The sequence below is a fragment of the Acidobacteriota bacterium genome (assembly GCA_016196035.1).
GTDB lineage: Bacteria > Acidobacteriota > Blastocatellia > RBC074 > RBC074 > JACPYM01.
Window position 1 is genome coordinate 1 of record JACPYM010000036.1, and the last position, 17,954, is coordinate 17,954.

Here is a 17,954-nt window from a genome sequence, read left to right on the forward strand (position 1 = left end):
ATGTCGTCCTGCTGCCCGTGCGTGACGATCATGTTTTGCCCGTCGCTGCTGCGCCGCACGAACCAGGTGCCGCTGCGGCGGAAGACGCCGATGTCGGTCTTGCCATCGCCGTCGTAATCACCCGGCGTGGGAATGTCGAAATACGGCGCATAGTTCGCGCCCCAGAATTGCAGGATGGCCTGCCCGTCGGAAGATTTGCGGATGTACCAGATGCTGTCGGCCCCGCGCCAAATGGCGTGATCGGCCTTGCCATCGCCGTCGTAATCGCCCGGCACGATGTCGTCGAAGTAGGGCGCATACCCCGCGCCCCATTGCTGCGTGACAGTCGCACTGTTGCTGCTATTGAACACCGTCCAATTCGGGAAGGGCGGCGCGGCGGTGGGACTGAAGACGCTCAGATCGGTTTTGCCATCGCCATCGAAGTCGGCTTTGACCGCGTTGCGCCTGACTGTCAGCGTGAAGCTGGCATCCGTGCCTACGCCGCAATTGTCGGTCGCGCGGATCGTGATCGTATGCGCTCCTAACGGCCCGGCATTGCCGAGCGTCACGACACCCGCCGCATTCACCGTAATCGTGCCGGTGTATGTCCCCTGGCTTTGCACGACGACGGTGTTGACCGAGCCGTTATCGCTCGGCCCGCTGGCCGGATTGATATTCAAGCCCCCGTTCAAGGCCGCCGATTGATTGTTATACGTCAACGCCGGTGGCGTATTGGCCGTGACATTGACGGTCAAATCGCCCGTGCCGGTCAGGCTGCCATCCGAAACCTGGAAGCGCACCGTGCCGGACGTCGCCGTACACCCCGCGCTGACCAGCGCCGTGATCGTGCCGCCAGTGTTAGTGATCCCCGTAACGGTGATGCCGGTCGCCGTGCCGCCCGCGATCTGTGTGACGGTCAAACTGCCTGCCGCAGTCGAGGCATCGGCGGCAGTGCCGACCGTGACCGCCGCCCCCGCCGGGCTGCCTTGTTGCCGCGAAAGGGCGGCGGCGGGCGTAAAGGTCGGGGCTGTGTTCGAGACGTTCAGCGTGAACGTGCCGTCGGTCGTCGCGCCGCAGTTGTCGGTGGCGCGCACCATAATCGTGTGCGAGCCGGGCGGATTGGCATTGCTGATGGTGACCGCGCCCGTGCCGTTATTGACCGAGATCGTGCCGGTGTAGGTGCCCTGGCTTTGCAACACAATCGAAGCGACGTTGCCGTTGTCGCTGGGGCCAGTGGAGGGATTGACCGTGAGCGCGCCGCCCGCCGCCACGTTTTGAGGCGTGCTATAGCCCAGCGTCGGGGCAGTATTGGCGGTCACGTTGACCGTCAAATCACCCGTGCCGGTCAGACTGCCGTCGGAAACTTGAAACCGCACGGTGCCGCTGGTCGCGCCACACGCGGCGCTGACTTGCGCGGTGATCGTGCCGCCGGTGTTGGTGATGCCGCTGACGGTGATGCCGGTCGCCGTGCCGCCCGCGATTTGGGTGACGGTCAAGGAACCCGCCGCCGTTTGGGCGTCGGCCACGGTGCCGACAGTGACGGCTGCACCCGCCGGGCTGCCTTGCTGCCGTGTGAGCGCCGCTGCCGGCGTAAAGGTTGGCGCTGTGTTGACGGCCGACACGGTCAGCGTAAAGCTTGCGTCAAAGAAGGCGCCGCAATTATCGGTGGCGCGAATCGTGATCGTATGCGTTCCCACCGGCATGGCGTTGCTGATCGTAACCGCGCCGGTTCCATTGTTGACCGAAATCGTCCCGCCGTATGTGCCCTGGCCTTGCAGCACAATCGTGTTGACCGCGCCGTTATCCGTTGGCCCGGTCGCCGCGTTGACTGTTGTCGCCCCGCCTATGGCTACGTTGGCGTTGGCATAGGTCAGTGTGGGCAACGTATTGGCCGTGACGTTGACGGTCAAATCGCCGGTGCCGGTCAACGCGCCATCCGAAACCTGAAAGCGCACCGTGCCGGAGGTTGCCGTGCAACCGGCGCTGACCTGCGCGGTGATCGTGCCGCCGGTGTTGGTGATGCCGCTGACCGTGATGCCGGTTGCCGTGCCGCCCGCGATTTGTGTGACGGTCAACGAACCTGCCGCCGTTTGCGCGTCTGTCACCGTGCCGACCGTGACCGCCGCGCCCGCTGCGCTGCCTTGTTGCCGTGAGAGCGCCGCTGCGGGCGTGAAGCTCGGCGCGGTGTTATTGACCGTCAGCGTGAAGCTGGCATTCGTCGTTGCATTGCAATTGTCAGTGGCGGTGACGGTGATGGTGTGTGTGCCAAGCGGCGCCGCGTTGCTGAACGAGACTACGCCGGTAGTCGGGTTGACCGAAATGGTGCCGGTGTAGGTGCCTTGCGATTGCAGGCTGTAACCAGTGATCGAACCGTTGTCGGTGGCCGTGGTGGGCGAATTTGTGGTGGAACCGCCGCCATTCACCGCCGCATTGGCGTAAGCCAGCGTCGGCGCGGTGTTGGCCGTCACGTTGACCGTCAAATCCCCAGTGCCGGTCAGACTGCCATCCGAAACCTGAAAGCGCACCGTGCCGCTGGTCGCGTTGCAAGCGGCGCTGACTTGCGCGGTGATCGTGCCGTTGGTATTGGTGATGCCGGTGACGGTGATGCCCGTCGCAGTGCCGCCCGCGATTTGGGTGACGGTCAGCGAACCAGCGGCGGTCTCGTTATCCGTTACCGTGCCGACCGTGACTGCTGCGCCTGCCGCGCTGCCTTGTTGGCGCGCAATGGCGGCAGCGGGCGTGAAGGCCGGCGCGGTGTTTGACGCTCCGGCACAGTTGCCGGTGAAAACCTGGGCGCGAATCAGCCAGTCGCCAGGGGCGGCGCTGAAGGTGGCGCCGTTGTCAGAGGAAATGTAGGAACGATTCGCGGTCAGTGTGCCATCGTGCAAACCGGAGCAAGTATTGGTTGGGAAGCTGAAGCCCACCACGAAGTCGCCGGAGTTGATCGTGACCGGGGTAATCGCATAGCTGGTAAATGACCCCAAGGCGCCGACGGTGGCGTTGACGGATTGGAAACTCACTCCATTGATGTTGGTACTGCCGCTGGGATTCGGGGCGGCCACCACGGTAAAGGCCGTCCCTTGGGCAATCCCTTGAAAGCCGCTGAATTCAACCAGGACATTGCTCAGCGTGGCGGGGTAGGCGGACGGGGTGGTGCGCACTACGTAATACGCGCCAGCGCCAAAACCATTGCAATTCGAGCCGAAACCGCCGTCGTAAGTCAGGGTCACCGCGGCATTGGGGCAGATGATCAGCGCCGCGGTTTGCAGATTGGTGCAACCGGCTTTGACGATGGTCAGCGGGCCGGTCGTCGCGCCGGCGGGCACGGTCAGCGTGATTTGCGTATTGCTGTTGACGGTGCAATTGGCGCTGGGGCAATTCACATTCGCGCCGGTGAAATTGACCGCCGTCACGCTGGTGAAATTGATGCCGGTCAACACGACCTGGCCGCCGATGTTGATAATTGGGGGACTGAAGTTGCTCACCGCCGGACAGCCGTCGCCGGGCGTGAGGCTGAAATCAGCGTCCGAAATGTCGAAGTAAATGTTGCCGAGAGCTTCGACTTTGACACGCGCCATCGTGCTGAGCAGGCCATTGGGAAAGGTGACGCTTTGGCTGCCGTCGTTCGGCGTGCTGGCGGCCAACACGATAGGGAACGTGTTGCCGCCATCGGTCGAGAGTGAAAGCTTGACGTTGGCCGTATTGATCGGCGCGCCGCTGGTGCCCGCCACATTCCAGGTTACAGCGGTCGCCGCGCCGCCGGTGATGTTGTTGGCGCCATTCGGAGAAGTCACCGCAAAAGGGCCTGAAGGGCCATCCACCGTAATCACGGCAGTCGCTTCGTTGACGCCGCCGCCGCCAGCGCGATTGTCACGAATCGTCGCGCGGAAGTTCATCGTGCGCGCCACGCTCGGCGGGTTCTCGCCGGTAATGAACCCACCCACGGTCGCGGGCGGCACATTGGCGTTGTTCAGAATGTAGGTCAGGCTCGGAAACGTGCGCGCCGGACTGCTAGCGGCTGGGTAGGGACGAAAGAGCGGGCGCGTCGTCGTGTTTGGGTCCCCCGCCTGATCGCCGTAGAGCGGATTGGGATACAGCGAACCGCCCGCGTCTATTTGATCCCAGGTGTAAGTCAGATTGGGCACGTCAGCGACATCGGCATCCGCGCCGCTGGCCGTGAGCGTAAACGGCGTTTGTTTCGGGATGGTGAAGTTGCCGCCCGCCGTGACCGTCGGCACGTTGTTGCCAGTGGCAATCCAATTCCCGTTGTTGCAAGTGGCGGCGGCGAGGATCGTCGTGATTTGCGCAAAGCTCCCGGCGTGCAGCCTGAATTCTTTCCCGGACAGATTGTTGGTGGTGCAAATTCCGCCATAAGACATCAGCGTCGAACCGCTGGCGACCTCGTAGGCCGTCGCGCCGGAACGGTTACCCGCCGCGCAGTTGCCCGAGGCTTCCAGCGCATTGAAGGTATGCGAAGCGCCCAATTCATGGCCGAATTCGTGGGCGATCACGCCCAGTTGGCCCGATTGGCCGGACGGGCCGCTAAACAAGGTCGAGCCTTGGGCCTTGCGCTGCCCGCCGCTGGAAGCCGAGCTGTCACAAACAATACCCACACCCGCCAGGCCAGAGCCGCCTGAAGCAATGGTGCCAAAGACGTGGCCGATGTCGAAATTGGCCGAGCCGATGTTCGCGCTCAGCACGGCTGGCACCTCGTTGATCATCGTGTTGTTGTTACCGTTGGTGAAGCCGTCTGGTTCCGCCGTAAAGATGACCGTGTTATTGGTGCCGACCAGCACCAGCCGCACGGCGACTTCCTTTTCCATGATTGCATTGATGCCACTCAGCCAGGTGGCCAGCGACGCTAACGTGTTGGCGACCGTACCGCCGCCGAGATTGGCTTGATTCGTATATTCCACGGTCGTCGCGATGGCGACGCGGTACACGCGCAACGTCCCGCCGACCGACGCCGCTGGCGCATTGGGCGAGGTGGGGCGGGCGGCTCTGGCTTGCTCTTTCTCATCCACCAAACAACGCAATTCCTGCGCGTCCGCCGGCAAATCCTGGCTCGCATAGCTGACATAGGTCTTGATGTCGTCAGAGTGGGCGGGCTGAATGCTGACCGCGCCGTTGTTGGTCAGCACAAAGGCGTGAAAGCCGCGCGGCGACCAAAGCAGGCGCGCAGTGACGGCGGGATTGTCCAGCCCTTGAGCGCGATAGGTTTTGATCGTTGGAAACTTCGCCGCGAGCGCCGGTTCCATCAGGGGAGATTCCTCGATTTGGAAACGCTCGAGTGCGCCCCCAGGCATCGGCAAGGCGAGCACGGCTGTATTGTTGCCCGGCGCGGTGAATTCGCGCGGGGCGCGGCTGAGCACTTCTTCGAGCGCGTTGCTGTTGAGTTGCCAGGCTGTCAGTTGCCCCGCTCTGCCTTCCGCTTGGGTGGTGCCGTTGCGCTGCCAGATCACAGCCGGCGAACTTTGGCTGCCGGGACTGGCTGGGGTGGCGGCCTTGGCGCGCCAGGGGTACCAGTTGATTCCGAAAGCCAGCGAACCTGTGGTCAAAAACAACAGCGCAAAAAGAAAGTGGCGGCGATGGCGAAGCGGGAATTTCATCGTTTTTCTCCTAGTACTCCATCAAGCTGAAAATGAGGGATGTAGGGCGGGATTAAATCCCGCCCTACATCCCGGATGCGCTCTCAGCATCCATCACTTACAGCTTGATGGAGTACTAGCAGACGAGAGCAAGAATTTGTGTAGGGGATAGCTCCAACGCGCGCGTTGAAACTGCGGGCAATTGTCATAGGTGAGATTTCAGGCGAGCAAGCAAATCAATCACTCTGCTGGCGACTTTCCGACGCTTGCGTCACACATCCTCTCATTGGCTAAGGGGGAAATAAAAGGAAAAAGTGTCCTCTAAAAAGAAAAATTCAGGACTTACGCAGAACCATTGCCACAGAGGCACGGAGTCACAGAGGAAAGGCCTGCATGACTGGTAAACTCTCGCTTGCTCTGTGTCTCCGTGCCTCTGTGGCAATGGTTCTGCGTAAGTCCTAAAATTGAGCGCCTTCTTTGACCCGGCCCGCCCACGCAAAGGAACAGCGGCACAACGGTGAACTGGGAAACGCCCTCATCGGGTGTAAGCCTTGTCGCGTCATGTCGCTGTTCCTTTGCGCCGCGTGCTTATGTGCTTTCTCGTCAACGCACGCCATAAGCCGGCACAGGCACATCGCCATTTTGCCCCTGGTTTTGAATCAGAAAGCTGCCGTTGCTGCTGCGCTTGACGAACCAAGTCCCAGAGCGTCGCCAGACCGCAATATCCGCCTTGCCATCGCCGTCGTAATCGCCCGGTGTCGGCACATCGAAGTAGGGCGCGTAATTCGCCCCCCACAGATCGAGGATAAAACCGCCATCACTGCTTTTGCGGATGTACCAGATCGAATCCGCCCCGCGCCAGATCGCCAGGTCGGCTTTGCCATCGCCGTCATAATCCGCCGGTACCGGCGTGTCGAAATACGGCGCATAGCCCGCCCCCCATTGGATGCTCGTCACGGTGTTCGTTGAGCTGTTCAGGATGAGCCAGTTCGGTGTGGGCGCAATCGCGCCGGGCCGGAAGACGGCCAAGTCGGTCTTGCCATCGCCATCGTAATCGGCAGGCACTGGGATGTCGCCGTTCTGGCCGTGCGTCTGAATCAGGAACGAGCCATTCGAACTGCGTTTGACATACCAAGTGCCATCGCGCCGCCAGACGGCGATGTCGGTCTTGCCGTCGCCGTCGTAATCACCCGGCGTGGGAATGTCGAAATACGGGGCGTAGTTCGCGCCCCAGAATTGCAGGATGGCTTGGCCGTCGCTGCTCTTGCGGATGTACCAGATCGAATCCGCGGCTTTACCATCGCCGTCATAATCACCGGGCACGATGGTATCGAAATAGGGCGCATAACCCGCGCCCCACTGCTGCGTGGCGGTTAGCCCATTATTGCTGTTGAGCACCATCCAATTCGGCACGGGCGGGGCGGCGCTGGGGCTGAAGACGCCCAGATCGGTTTTGCCATCGCCATCGAAATCGGCTTTGACCGCCAGCCCGCGATTTTGCGTCACCGTGAACGTCTGCCCGGCGATGGTCAGCGTGCCGCTGCGTTGCGGGCCGGGGTTGCGCGCAACGCTGAACATCACGGTGTTGTTGACATCTGAAAGGATAGTCAGCCAGGGCGCATTGCTCGCTGCCGTCCAACCGCAAACGCCGGGCGTAGTGACGGTGACGCTGCCAGCGCCGCCGCTGCCGGGAAAAGTTTGACTGGTCGGATTGATCGCGTAACTACAACCTGACGACTGCGTCACGGTCACGGTCTGTCCGGCGATGGTCAGTGTGCCGGTGCGCGCGGGGCCGGTGTTGGCGGCGACGGTGTAATTGGCCGCGCCGCTGCCGGTACCGCTGGCGCTGTTCGGCGTGATCCAAGCCACATCGCTGGTGGCGGGCCAGGCGCAACCGCCGGTCGTGGTGACGTTGCTGCTGCCATTGCCGCCCCCCGCGCCCAGGTTGGCGCTGGTTGGGCTGATGTTGAAGGTGCAGCTTTGCGCTGCTTGCGAGACGCTGACGGTTTGACCGGCCACGGTCAGCGTGCCGCCGCGCGCGGGGCCGACATTCGGCGCGACGGTGAAATTGACTGTGCCGTTGCCCGCGCCGCTCGCGCCGCTGGTGATCGTGATCCAGGGTACGTTGCTGCTGGCCGTCCAACCGCAGCCACCAACTGCGGTAACGTTGGTGCTCGCGTTGCCGCCAGTGCCCGCGACGTTGTGGTTGGTGGGTGCCAGGCTGGTCGTCGTGTTGACGGTCGTTTGCGTGTCCGGCGGCGCGGCCGGGTTCGCTTCAAAGTTGCCCGCCCGATCGCTGGCAATGCTGTAGAAGCGATAGGTATGTCCCTGTTCGCCGATGAAAAACGCCGACGTGGCCGACGTTGAACGATACGGTGAATAAGGCCCGCCGTTGTCAGAAACGTAAATCAAAAAGCCGCCGATGCCGGAATCGGGGTCGCTGCCCGACCATTGCACGTTGAAGCTGGCGCACGAATTCGCGGGCAACGCCGTGACCTGACTGGTGGGCGGCGTGATGTCAATCGTGTTGCTCCACACCGGCGTATCAATCGGCGGGTTCGCGTCAAAAACAATCCGCGCCTGATTGGTGATGACCGTGCCGGTGGTGAGACCCGCTTTGGGCGCGACGGTGAAGAGCACGCGGCCTTCGCCTTGTGGCGAGGTGACGTTGGGCGGCAGGAAGCCCAGCACCGGGTTGGTGGTCGGTTGCCCGGTGGCCGGATCAATCGAAGCGAACGTCCACGTAATCAAGCCTGTGCTTTGATTGAAACTCACGTTGATGCGCGCGAACAAATTCGTCTGCGGGCGCAGGTCAACATCGGTGTTGAAAGTTTTGCTGCCCGGCGGCGGAATCACCAATTTGTTGCCGAAAGCGATGGGGCCGAGTTCAAAGGTGCTCAACTCCACCTTGGCCGGGTCGAGTTGATCGGTGATGACCACGTCTTGCGCGGCGGCGGTAGCTTCCGCTTTGTTCTCGAATAGGACGGCGTAAGACAGCGTGGGTTGGATGCCGATGTAATGTTGCGCGCTGGCGCCGTCAGGGCCGAGCTTCAGGTTAGGATCGCCGGAGACGATAACCTGACCTTGCTTGCCCGCGCCGCCGCCGTTGCCGAAACAATTATCGAAGAAGTTAATCGCGGACGTGGTGCATTGAAAGACCGCAAAAACTTCTCCGATAGGCGAACAATTGATAGCCGCGTGCACACCGCCCCAGGCGATCCCGGCAAAAGTACCAGCGACATCGCCACTGCCCGTGCGCGGATCAAAGCTTGTCGCCGCTAGTGAAGTCAGCGCTTGCCCGCCAAACGCCGCGAGCGAGTCGGCGCACAGCAGCGGCGGAAACGCTACGCTCCCGCAATCAAAGACCAAACTGATGAAGGACTGAATGCACTTCGGCGAAGGCGCGAAGCCAGCCTGCGGCGCATTCGGCGCGTTGGGGGAATTGGGCGGACGTGGTGCGCTGGGGAAGGTCATCACCAACGGTATACCGGGCGTCGCCAGAATGTTGAACTGCGCGTGGGCGTATGTGAAGACATCGGCTACGCGCAATTTAACGGTGACCTCGCGCACACCGCCTGCCGGTACCATTGGGTAAAGAATAACGCCTTCGTTGCGGCCGTTACTGCGCGTTGTGAATGACGCCTGGCTGTAATCAACCGGCGGGACGCCCGCCGGTTGCGGCGGATTGATGATGGTAAAGCCCGGCGTCAGCGTGATGAAATCCGGCACCGAAACTCTGACCGGCACGACAAAGGCGTCCACATTGCCGCGATTGCCGCAGACAATGGTGTAGGTTTGATCGCGCCCGCCTCTGAGGTAGTTATAGCCCAGAATCTCGGTATAGAGTTGCGGCGCGCGCCCTTCTTCGACAGTGAAGCCGCTGGTGATGGTACGCGTTTGGCCGCCGGGATTGGTGACGACCACGTCATACACGCCGCGCGCCTTGCCCGTCAGATCGAAGGTCGCATTCATCCGGTTGCCGAATTCATAAACCGCAACCTGCTCGCCCACGATGTCCGGCTGCCCCGTCCGAACCAGCTTGATTGTTGCGCCAATGTTCATGCCAGTACCGAAAATCACGCAAGATGCTGTGCCGGTGTCGCCGCCGCGATTGGCTCTGATCTCGGTCAACGCGAACATGCTTTGCTGGCCGCCCAGCTTGGTGATGAACACGTCATCACCCGCGCTCAAGGTTGGTTGCAGGTTGGTGACCACCGGAAAGTTCGTCGAACTGGTGACGCCGGTTACGTAGATGTTGCCGTCGCTCGTCGCCGTCAAGCTCTGCGCGACGTCGTTGTTGTTGCCGCCAAGAAAGGTGGAAAAGAGCCGCGCGGTGCCGGTCGCATTCAATTGCGTGACAAAGGCATCGCTCGCGCCGCCGCCGTAAGTGAGTTGCACCGCGCCGGTCAAAGGGAAATCTGTTGAACTGGTCGCGCCGGCCACGTAAGCATTGCCAGCTCCATCCACGACGACATCCAGGCCAAAGTCGCTGCCGTTGCCGCCGAGATAGGTTGAGTAAACGAGCGCCGAACCCGTGGGGCTGAGCTTGGTAATAAAGGCATCGCCGTTGCCGCCGTTGGCCGGTTGCAGCGGATTTCTCGTCGGGAAGTTGGTAGAGGCCGTGTCCCCGGAAAGATAAGCATTGCCTGCCGCGTCCACAGCCAGCGCCAGGATTTCGTCTTGGGCGTTGCCGCCCAGATAGGTCGAATAGAGCAAGGCGTTGCCCGCCGCATTGATTTTGGTCACAAAGCCGTCCCGCGACCCTCCGCCAAAAGCCGGCTGAAAGGCGTTCAACACCGGCAGGTTGGTCGAATTGGTTGGCCCGGCCAGATAGATATTCCCCGTGCTGTCCACCGCCAACGCATCGCCTACGCTCAGCCCCGAACCGCCATCATCGCCGTTGCCGCCGAAGTAAGTGGCATAGAGCAGCGAAGCCATGCCCGTCTGGGTCGTATCGAATTTGGCGACGAATTCGTCCAGGTTACCACCGTTGGTGGCTTGCAACGGATTTTTGACGGGCAGGTCGGTTGAATTCGTAATGCCGCTGACCCACACGACACCGGCGTCATTCACGGCGAGATCGCGGCTGTTCTCGAAACCCGTGCCGCCGAAGTAAGTCGAATAGAGCAACGCATTGCCCGCCGGATTGAGCTTGGCGAGCGAGCTATCATAAAAACCCGTGTTAGTCGTGCGGAAGGCATTGGCCGTCGTCGGGAAATTGGTTGAAGTCGTGGTGACCGCAACATAGACGTTACCAGTTGCGTCTACGCCCAAAGCGCCAGCCAGGAGGTCATCGCCGTTGCCGCCGAGATAGGTGGAATAGACGAGCGCCGAACCCGCCGCATTCAGCTTTGTGATAAAGGCGTCGCGGCTCCCGCCGCCGTAGTTGGGTTGCAGCGGATTGGCGCTGGGAAAGTTGGTGGAGGTCGTGAAGCCCGCCAGATAGGCATTCCCGTTGTTATCCACGACGACACGCTCGCCGGTTTCATTGTTGTTGCCGCCCAGATAGCTGGAATAGATGATCACCGGATCAATCACCAGCGGCAACTCTTTGTCGTAAGCATCCACCGCGAAGCTGACTTCATTCGCCCCGCTCAGCACATAACGTCCGGCGAGTTCTGTGCGTCCGCCCGACGTTTGCTGATAAACCACGGGCGCGCGAAAGCGCGGACCCTCCGGTTCGTCCTGCAAACTCAATTCGCCGTTGTCGGCCACGCGCAACGCGCCCGCGCCGCTTACCGCCAGCTTGATGACGTTGAGATCAGCCCCCGGCGCGACGATCAAGTCGTATTCCACCTGCCGCCCGTTGCCATAAAAGACCAGATCAATCCCAGGATAGATTGCGCGGTAGCGTACTTTGGCGTAGGTCGGTACATTGGTGCGCCACTGGCGTGGGTCGTTGCCGATGAAGTGATTGTTTTGGCCCGGCAATTCATCTACGCCCTCGACCAACGGCGCGGGGTTCGCCCCGATCAGGCGCAACCGCGTCACCTGGGAATTGCGGCGTGCGGCATGCGGCGAGTGGAGTGCGGAGTGTAGTGTTTGCGCTGTCGCAGACGGCTCAGCGGTTGGCCCCGCGAACGTTTGCAGCACGATCTCATCCGCTGTCAGTGACAGGCTGTAGCCGTTGCCGCGCGCGCGGAATTTGACTTGGCTGTCGGTTTGGCCTTGATTGGCTTCAAAACTGAGCGGCAGTTGGCCAAAGGCCGCCAGCGAGGGAGCCACCGGCGTCGGGGAGGCGTTGGCATGCGGCTGTTTAGCCCACCAACCCACACTCAGCAAGAGCAGACTCAGCGTGCCGAAAAGGGCGACTTTGAATGAACTAGCGGGCTTGAACTGCATGAATCCTCCTTAAAATACGAGCTTAAATGCGGGCAGATGTAGACCTGCCTGCGGGTGTCAACGAAGCAGACTTGGCTAGGCTTCGCTGGCGTTTAACGGGCTTGAACAAACGCCACGGCGGTGCCGTCTGCCAACCTGAATTGCCTCTGCCCGGTAATGCGCAAACCGGTCGCGCATTGGCTCAGTTAGAGCAAAGTATTTTTATGTGCAGTTGAATTCGCTCGGTTGGTTGGCCCGGAGGAGGTTTTTCGTTTTGGCGGAATACAGGGGTAACAGCAAAATAGATAACGCCCGCTTCCACGTGTTTAGATTACACGCGGAAGCGGGCGTTAAGTTTGGAACAAGGCCAGCGCGGTGTTACCGCACGCCAAACGCGGGCACGGGCACATCCCCGCTTTGCCCCTGGTTTTGGATCAGGAACGAACCATTGCTGCTGCGTTTGACGAACCACGTCCCTGAACGTCGCCAGACTGCAATATCCGCCTTGCCGTCACCGTCATAATCCCCTGGCGTCGGAATATCGAAGTACGGCGCATAGTTCGCCCCCCACAAATCCAGCATTGGGCTCCCCGGATTCGCGCTCGGCCGGATGTACCAAATCGAATCCGCGCCGCGCCAGATCGCCAAGTCCGCCTTGCCGTCACCGTCATAGTCCGCCGGGACTGGCGTGTCGAAGTACGGTGCATAGCCCGCCCCCCATTGAAGACTGGTCACTGTATTCGTCGAACTGTTCAGGATGATCCAGTTCGGCACAGGCGCAATGGCGTCAGGCCGGAAAACGGCCAAGTCAGTTTGGCCATCGCCGTCATAATCCGCCGGCACCGGGACGTCGCCGCTTTGCCCAAACACCTGAATCAGGAACGAGCCATTCGAACTGCGTTTGACATACCAGGTGCCATCGCGCCGCCAGACGGCGAGGTCGGTCTTGCCGTCGTTGTCATAATCGCCGGGCACCGGGATGTCGAAATACGGCGCATAGTTCGCGCCCCAGAGATCGAGAATAGCGCCGCCATCCGAAGATTTGCGGATGTACCAGATGGAATCGGCGCCGCGCCAGATGGCGTGATCGGTCTTGCCGTCGCCGTCGTAATCGCCCGGCACGATCACGTCGTTATAGGGCGCATAACCCGCGCCCCATTGCTGCGTAACGGTTGCACTATTGCTGCTGTTGAACACTGTCCAATTCGGCGTTGGCGCAATGGTGTTGGGGCTGAAGATGCTCAGATCGGTTTTGCCGTCGCCGTCGAAATCGGCCTTCTTGGCGCGCACGATGCCGCCGCCGCCGCCGGAAGTGATCGTGAAGTTGGTGTTGGAAATATCGAAGAAGATATTGCCCAGCGCTTCGACTTTGAGGCGCGCCTGCGTGGTCGGCAGGTTCGGGATATTGATGATGGCGGAGCCATTGTTCAGCGCGCTGCCGGCCAACACGATTGGGAAGCTCTGCCCGCCATTAGTGGAAAGCGTAATCTTCACATTGCTGCAACTGACGGGCGCGACGTTGGTATTGGCTACATTCCAGGTGACGAGTTGCGCGGTTCCACCTGGGATGGTGACGGGCGTGTTCGGTGCCGTCACGACAAAGGGGCCGGCGTCGGCGCGCGTGAAGACTTGCAGCGTGGCATCTTGAATGCCGCCGCCGCCCGCGCGGTTGTCGCGCGCGATCACTCTGAAATTCAACGTGCGCGTCGTCGTCGCCAACGCTTCGCCGACGCTGCTGGTGTTGGCCAGCAAATCGGCGAGCCTGGGAATCGTGCGCGTCGGCCCGGTCGTGGGGTTATACGAACGCATGATCGGGCGATTGCCATTGTCAGTGTTGGGCGGGGCCGCCGTGCCGAGATCGTATTGTTCCCAGCAATAGCTCAGTGTGTCGCCGTTCACATCGCTGCCCGACGCGGTTAAGGCAAAGGGCGTTTGCGCGGGAATCGTAAAGCTGGCACCCGCGTTGACCGTGGGCGGGTTGTTGCTTGTGCCGGTAGCAACCGCGCAGCCACCGCCGGTGCCGTTGATGAAGGCGTAAATCTCTTCCAGGCTTTTGGCGTGAAAGTAATCATCGCTGTGCGGTTGCAAATCCTCTGCGCCGCAGATGCCGGCATAGGCCATGATCGTCGAGCCGCTGCCGGTTTCGTAGGCTGCCGCAGCGGCGCGATTGCCGCTGCAAGAGCCGGTCGTGCCGTTGAAGGTGTGATTGCCGCCAAATTGATGGCCCATCTCGTGGGCTACGTAATCAATGTCGAAGCCGTCGCCGACGGGCGCTGAATTGCCCGTCACGCCGCGCGCTTTGCTGCCGCTGACGCAAACGGAACGCAAGCTGGCAACGCCGCCACCGCCCGTGCTGAAAACATGTCCGATGTCATAGTTGGCCGCGCCGATCACGCTGTCGAGCGTCGTCTGATTCTGGCCCAGCATCGTCGAGCCGCTGCTATTTGTGTACGGGTCAGTCGCGGCATTGGTGAAGATGACGCTGTCATTGTTGGCGACCAGCACCATGCGCACGGCGACTTCGCGTTCGTAAACGCCGTTGACGCGATTCATCGAAGTCACCATCGCGGACAGCGCGCCTGCCACCGTGCCGCCGTGGAAGGCTGTGTATTCGCCCGTCGCCGCGAGCGCCAGCCGATAGGTGCGCAGCGTTGTGCCGCCGGTTAAGAAGGGACTGGCGGGCGGCGCGGGCGAGGCCGCCAATTCGCTTTGCGCGAAGCATTCAACCGCCCAACCCGGTTTGCGCAATTCGTGCTTGGCATAGCTGAGATAAAAATCCGCATTGCCTCTGGCCAACGGGTCAATGTAAGTGGTTTCGCCCGCCGACAAAATCATGGCGTGAAAGCCGGTCAGCGTGACATCGAACCGCACCGAAGCGGTTGGGTCATCCAGCCCTTGCCCGTAATAGGTTTTAAGGGCAGGGAATTTGGCGGCCAGTGCCGGCGCCATAATCGGCGCTTCGACAAAGCGGAAACGGCCCATGCCGTCTGCGGGCAGGGGCATCTCGATGATGAGCTGTTTGGATTGTGCTTCCGGCGTGCGTTCGAGCGGTGCTTGCGCCAGCAGTTGGGCCAAGGCGGTTTGGTTCAAACGCAACCCGCGATAAGTCAGCGGGTGCACCCAGCGCTCACCGCTCACGCCGTTGAGTTGCGTCGCGGAAACATCCTGCCAGAGCGGCTCGCTTTGCGCGGCGGCTTGGCTGGGTTGAATCAGAAAATGTTGGATGAAGACAGCGAGGCAGAAGGCCAGTGTCAGACCTGCGCTGAAAACGTGCAGGCGAAGCTTGCGGGGGAAGTGTCTCATTGAAGTTTCCTCTTAAGGACATGCGAATTTGCGATGGATTGTGGGGTTAAGGCGGGCTAGGTTACACGGCGTTTGGGGGTGAGTAAAGTCGGGCGGCCCAATGGCAAAGATGGTTGGTAAAAGTAATGTGGACGCCGCTATAATCGCCGCTGTTCACTCTGTTGGAAGTGAACGGACAGCCCAATGAGCGCAACCAAAACCCAAACGTTTCGCAGTCGCTAAGGAGGCAATATGAAGATGAAGCCGTTATTGATAACGCTGGCATTGTTGGCCGGACTGGCGTGCTCCAGCTATGCTCAAACAACAGAGCCGTCAAAGGAGGCCGGAACCGGAGTTTTGCAGAATGTGACTTTCAAGGATGTCGAGGTGAAAGATGCGATCAAACAGATTGGCCGAACCTTGAAGGTGAATGTGGTGTTTGATGAATCAGTTCGAGTACAACTCAAATTAAACATCGAGCTACAGGATGTGACACTGGAAGCCGCACTGAAGATTATTTTTATTCAGCAAAAACTTCGTGCCAGTTGGATCGAGGAGCGAACTATCATCGTGTATAGCGACTATCAGCAAGCGCGGGAGCGATTCCAGGAGTTCAAGGTTTGGGAGCCAAAGAACAAGCTTAGCAAGTGAGGAACGCAATCAATCAAGCACCAGTTCGTCCGCCAATCGGCTGGCGCTGAGGGATTGCATCTGCGAGGTTAATCGTGCATAGTGCAAGCGTTCATTCCTTCTCTCGCGCATCAACGGTGATGCGCCACCAGCCTCTCCTTCAGAGTGGCGGCGTTAATTGGATAGTTCGAGAGCAGGCCGATCACTAACACAGAAGCCGTTCCTCTGAACGTCCGAACGCAAGCCTTCGCTGCTACCGTTACACCGAAGCCCCTTACATTCGAAGCTTCTCTTAACACTCCTTAGAGGAGAGGTATATCCACCTATGAAACTTTATGTTGGCAATTTGTCGTTCCAAACTTCAGACGGAGAATTGGAAGAATTGTTTTCCGGTCTGGGCACGGTAAATTCAGCCTCCGTGGTCACCGATCGTGACACGGGCCGTTCACGCGGTTTCGGCTTTGTCGAAATGTCATCGCGCGAAGAAGGTCTGGCCGCCATTGAGCAACTCGATGGGCGCGAGATCAATGGCCGCAACCTGACCGTGAATGAAGCCAAACCCCGCGAGAATCGCGGCGGTGGCGGCGGCTTTGGCGGCGGCGGCGGTCGTGGCGGCGGTGGCGGTCGTGGCGGTGGCGGCGGTCGTGGCGGCGGTGGCGGTTACGGCGGCGGCGGCGGCGGCGGCCGTTCGCGCTACTAAGCTCGCCTAACAGTCAGGCACGGGTCGTGGAGCGTGCGTCACGACCGCGACCCGTGCTTCTGCATGGTGAATTTATGTGGCGCGATAAGGAATGCAATGAGTTTTTCAGAATTGGGACTCGACGCCGCGTTGGTGCGCCGTTGCGAGTCTCTTGAATACACCGAGCCGACGCCCATTCAGGCTGCGGCTATCCCGTTGGTTATCAGCGGGTCAGATTTAATCGGCTGTGCCGCGACAGGCACAGGCAAGACAGCGGCTTTTTTACTGCCGCTGTTACAAAGATTGGCGGGTCCTACTTTTCCGGGTAAACCGGCCAGTAAGTCAGTGCGTGCGCTCATTCTGGCGCCGACGCGTGAATTAGCCGGACAAATCACCGCCAGCTTGCACGAACTGGACGGGTCGCAACGCACGAAGGTTGCTACGCTGACCGGGGGCGCCAGCATGACACGGCAACGGGCGGCGTTGTTGCGTGGCCCCGCCGTCGTTATCGCCACGCCCGGACGTATGCAGGATCATTTGGATTCCGGCCTGCTCAGTCTCGCACAGGTTGAAACGTTAGTGTTGGACGAGGCCGACCGTATGCTTGATATGGGTTTCTGGCCAGCGATTCAAAGGGTGCTGGCGCGCTTGCCTGTGAAGCGGCAAACGCTGCTCTTTTCCGCGACGATGTCACCGGCCATCGAACGCATCGCGCGGCAGAATATGCGTCAGCCGCAATTGATCGAAGTCAGTCCGCGCGGCAAGGCTGCGATCACTGTCACACAGAAAGCCTATCCGGTTGCGCTGGAATCCAAAAATGCGTTGCTGTTCGATCTGCTTGAACGCGAGCGGTTCGAGCGTGTGTTGGTGTTTACCCGCACACGGCGCGGGGCTGAACGCCTGGCCCGACTCTTGTCGGCGCGCAAACATCAGGTCGAGCGCATTCACGCGGATCGCTCACAACCCCAACGCGAAGCGGCTTTGCGCAGCTTCAAAAATGGCGGTTGCCGTGTGCTGGTGGCGACCGACATCGCCGCGCGCGGGATTGACGTGGAGGCCATCTCGCACGTCATCAATTTCGATGTGCCGGTGGCGCCCGAAGATTATGTCCATCGCATCGGGCGCAGTGGCCGCGCCGGTAACGAAGGGCAAGCTATCACGCTGGTCACGCTGGCCGAAGAACCGGCCTTGCGCGCCATCGAAAAGCTGACGCAACAGCCGATTGAACGTGTCCTGTTGCCCGCCTTTGGCGGACGGGAATTGTTAGTCAAACCGCCTGTGAATCCCATCGCTTCAACGCGGCGGCAGAGCGGGTACGGCAGCGGCGTGCGCTCTTTCTCACCGCGCCGCGCGGGCCGTTGAAGGGTTCACTAGCATCAATCAGCAAACGCTCAAAAAGAAGCGCCCGCCAGTTTTGCACTGGCGGGCGCTTCTTTTTTGAAATTGGCGCGCAAAGACGAATTGCATTGCGCTTT

At 60.7% G+C, this 17,954-nt stretch carries 6 protein-coding genes; 3 read left to right on the top strand and 3 right to left on the bottom strand.

Features of this window, described 5'->3' with window-relative positions; translation table 11 throughout:
• From HY011_12800 to HY011_12810, 3 genes are all read right to left on the bottom strand, one after another.
• On the bottom strand, nucleotides 1-5,588 hold a 5,588-nt coding region (locus tag HY011_12800), incomplete at its 3' end, for a hypothetical protein (protein MBI3423809.1).
• A gap of 582 nt (nucleotides 5,589-6,170) precedes the next feature.
• Nucleotides 6,171-11,909 (bottom strand): SBBP repeat-containing protein, encoded by a 5,739-nt coding sequence (locus HY011_12805; protein MBI3423810.1) that lies wholly within the window; start codon nucleotides 11,907-11,909, stop codon nucleotides 6,171-6,173.
• Nucleotides 11,910-12,266: 357 nt separating this feature from the next.
• Nucleotides 12,267-15,191 (bottom strand): VCBS repeat-containing protein, encoded by a 2,925-nt coding sequence (locus tag HY011_12810; protein MBI3423811.1) that lies wholly within the window; start codon nucleotides 15,189-15,191, stop codon nucleotides 12,267-12,269.
• Between the two features lie 231 nt (nucleotides 15,192-15,422).
• Here HY011_12810 and HY011_12815 point away from each other — a divergent pair, with 231 nt between their 5' ends.
• The 3 genes from HY011_12815 to HY011_12825 all read left to right on the top strand — a co-directional run bounded on the left by HY011_12815 (nucleotide 15,423) and on the right by HY011_12825 (nucleotide 17,841).
• Nucleotides 15,423-15,821: a hypothetical protein gene (locus tag HY011_12815; GenBank protein ID MBI3423812.1), complete on the top strand. Its 399-nt coding sequence runs from the start codon at nucleotides 15,423-15,425 to the stop codon at nucleotides 15,819-15,821.
• Between the two features lie 304 nt (nucleotides 15,822-16,125).
• On the top strand, nucleotides 16,126-16,500 hold the full coding sequence (locus HY011_12820) for an RNA-binding protein (GenBank protein ID MBI3423813.1): 375 nt from the start codon (nucleotides 16,126-16,128) through the stop codon (nucleotides 16,498-16,500).
• Between the two features lie 96 nt (nucleotides 16,501-16,596).
• Nucleotides 16,597-17,841, top strand: coding sequence for a DEAD/DEAH box helicase (locus HY011_12825; GenBank protein ID MBI3423814.1), 1,245 nt, complete (start codon nucleotides 16,597-16,599; stop codon nucleotides 17,839-17,841).
• Nucleotides 17,842-17,954: the final 113 nt, after the last annotated feature.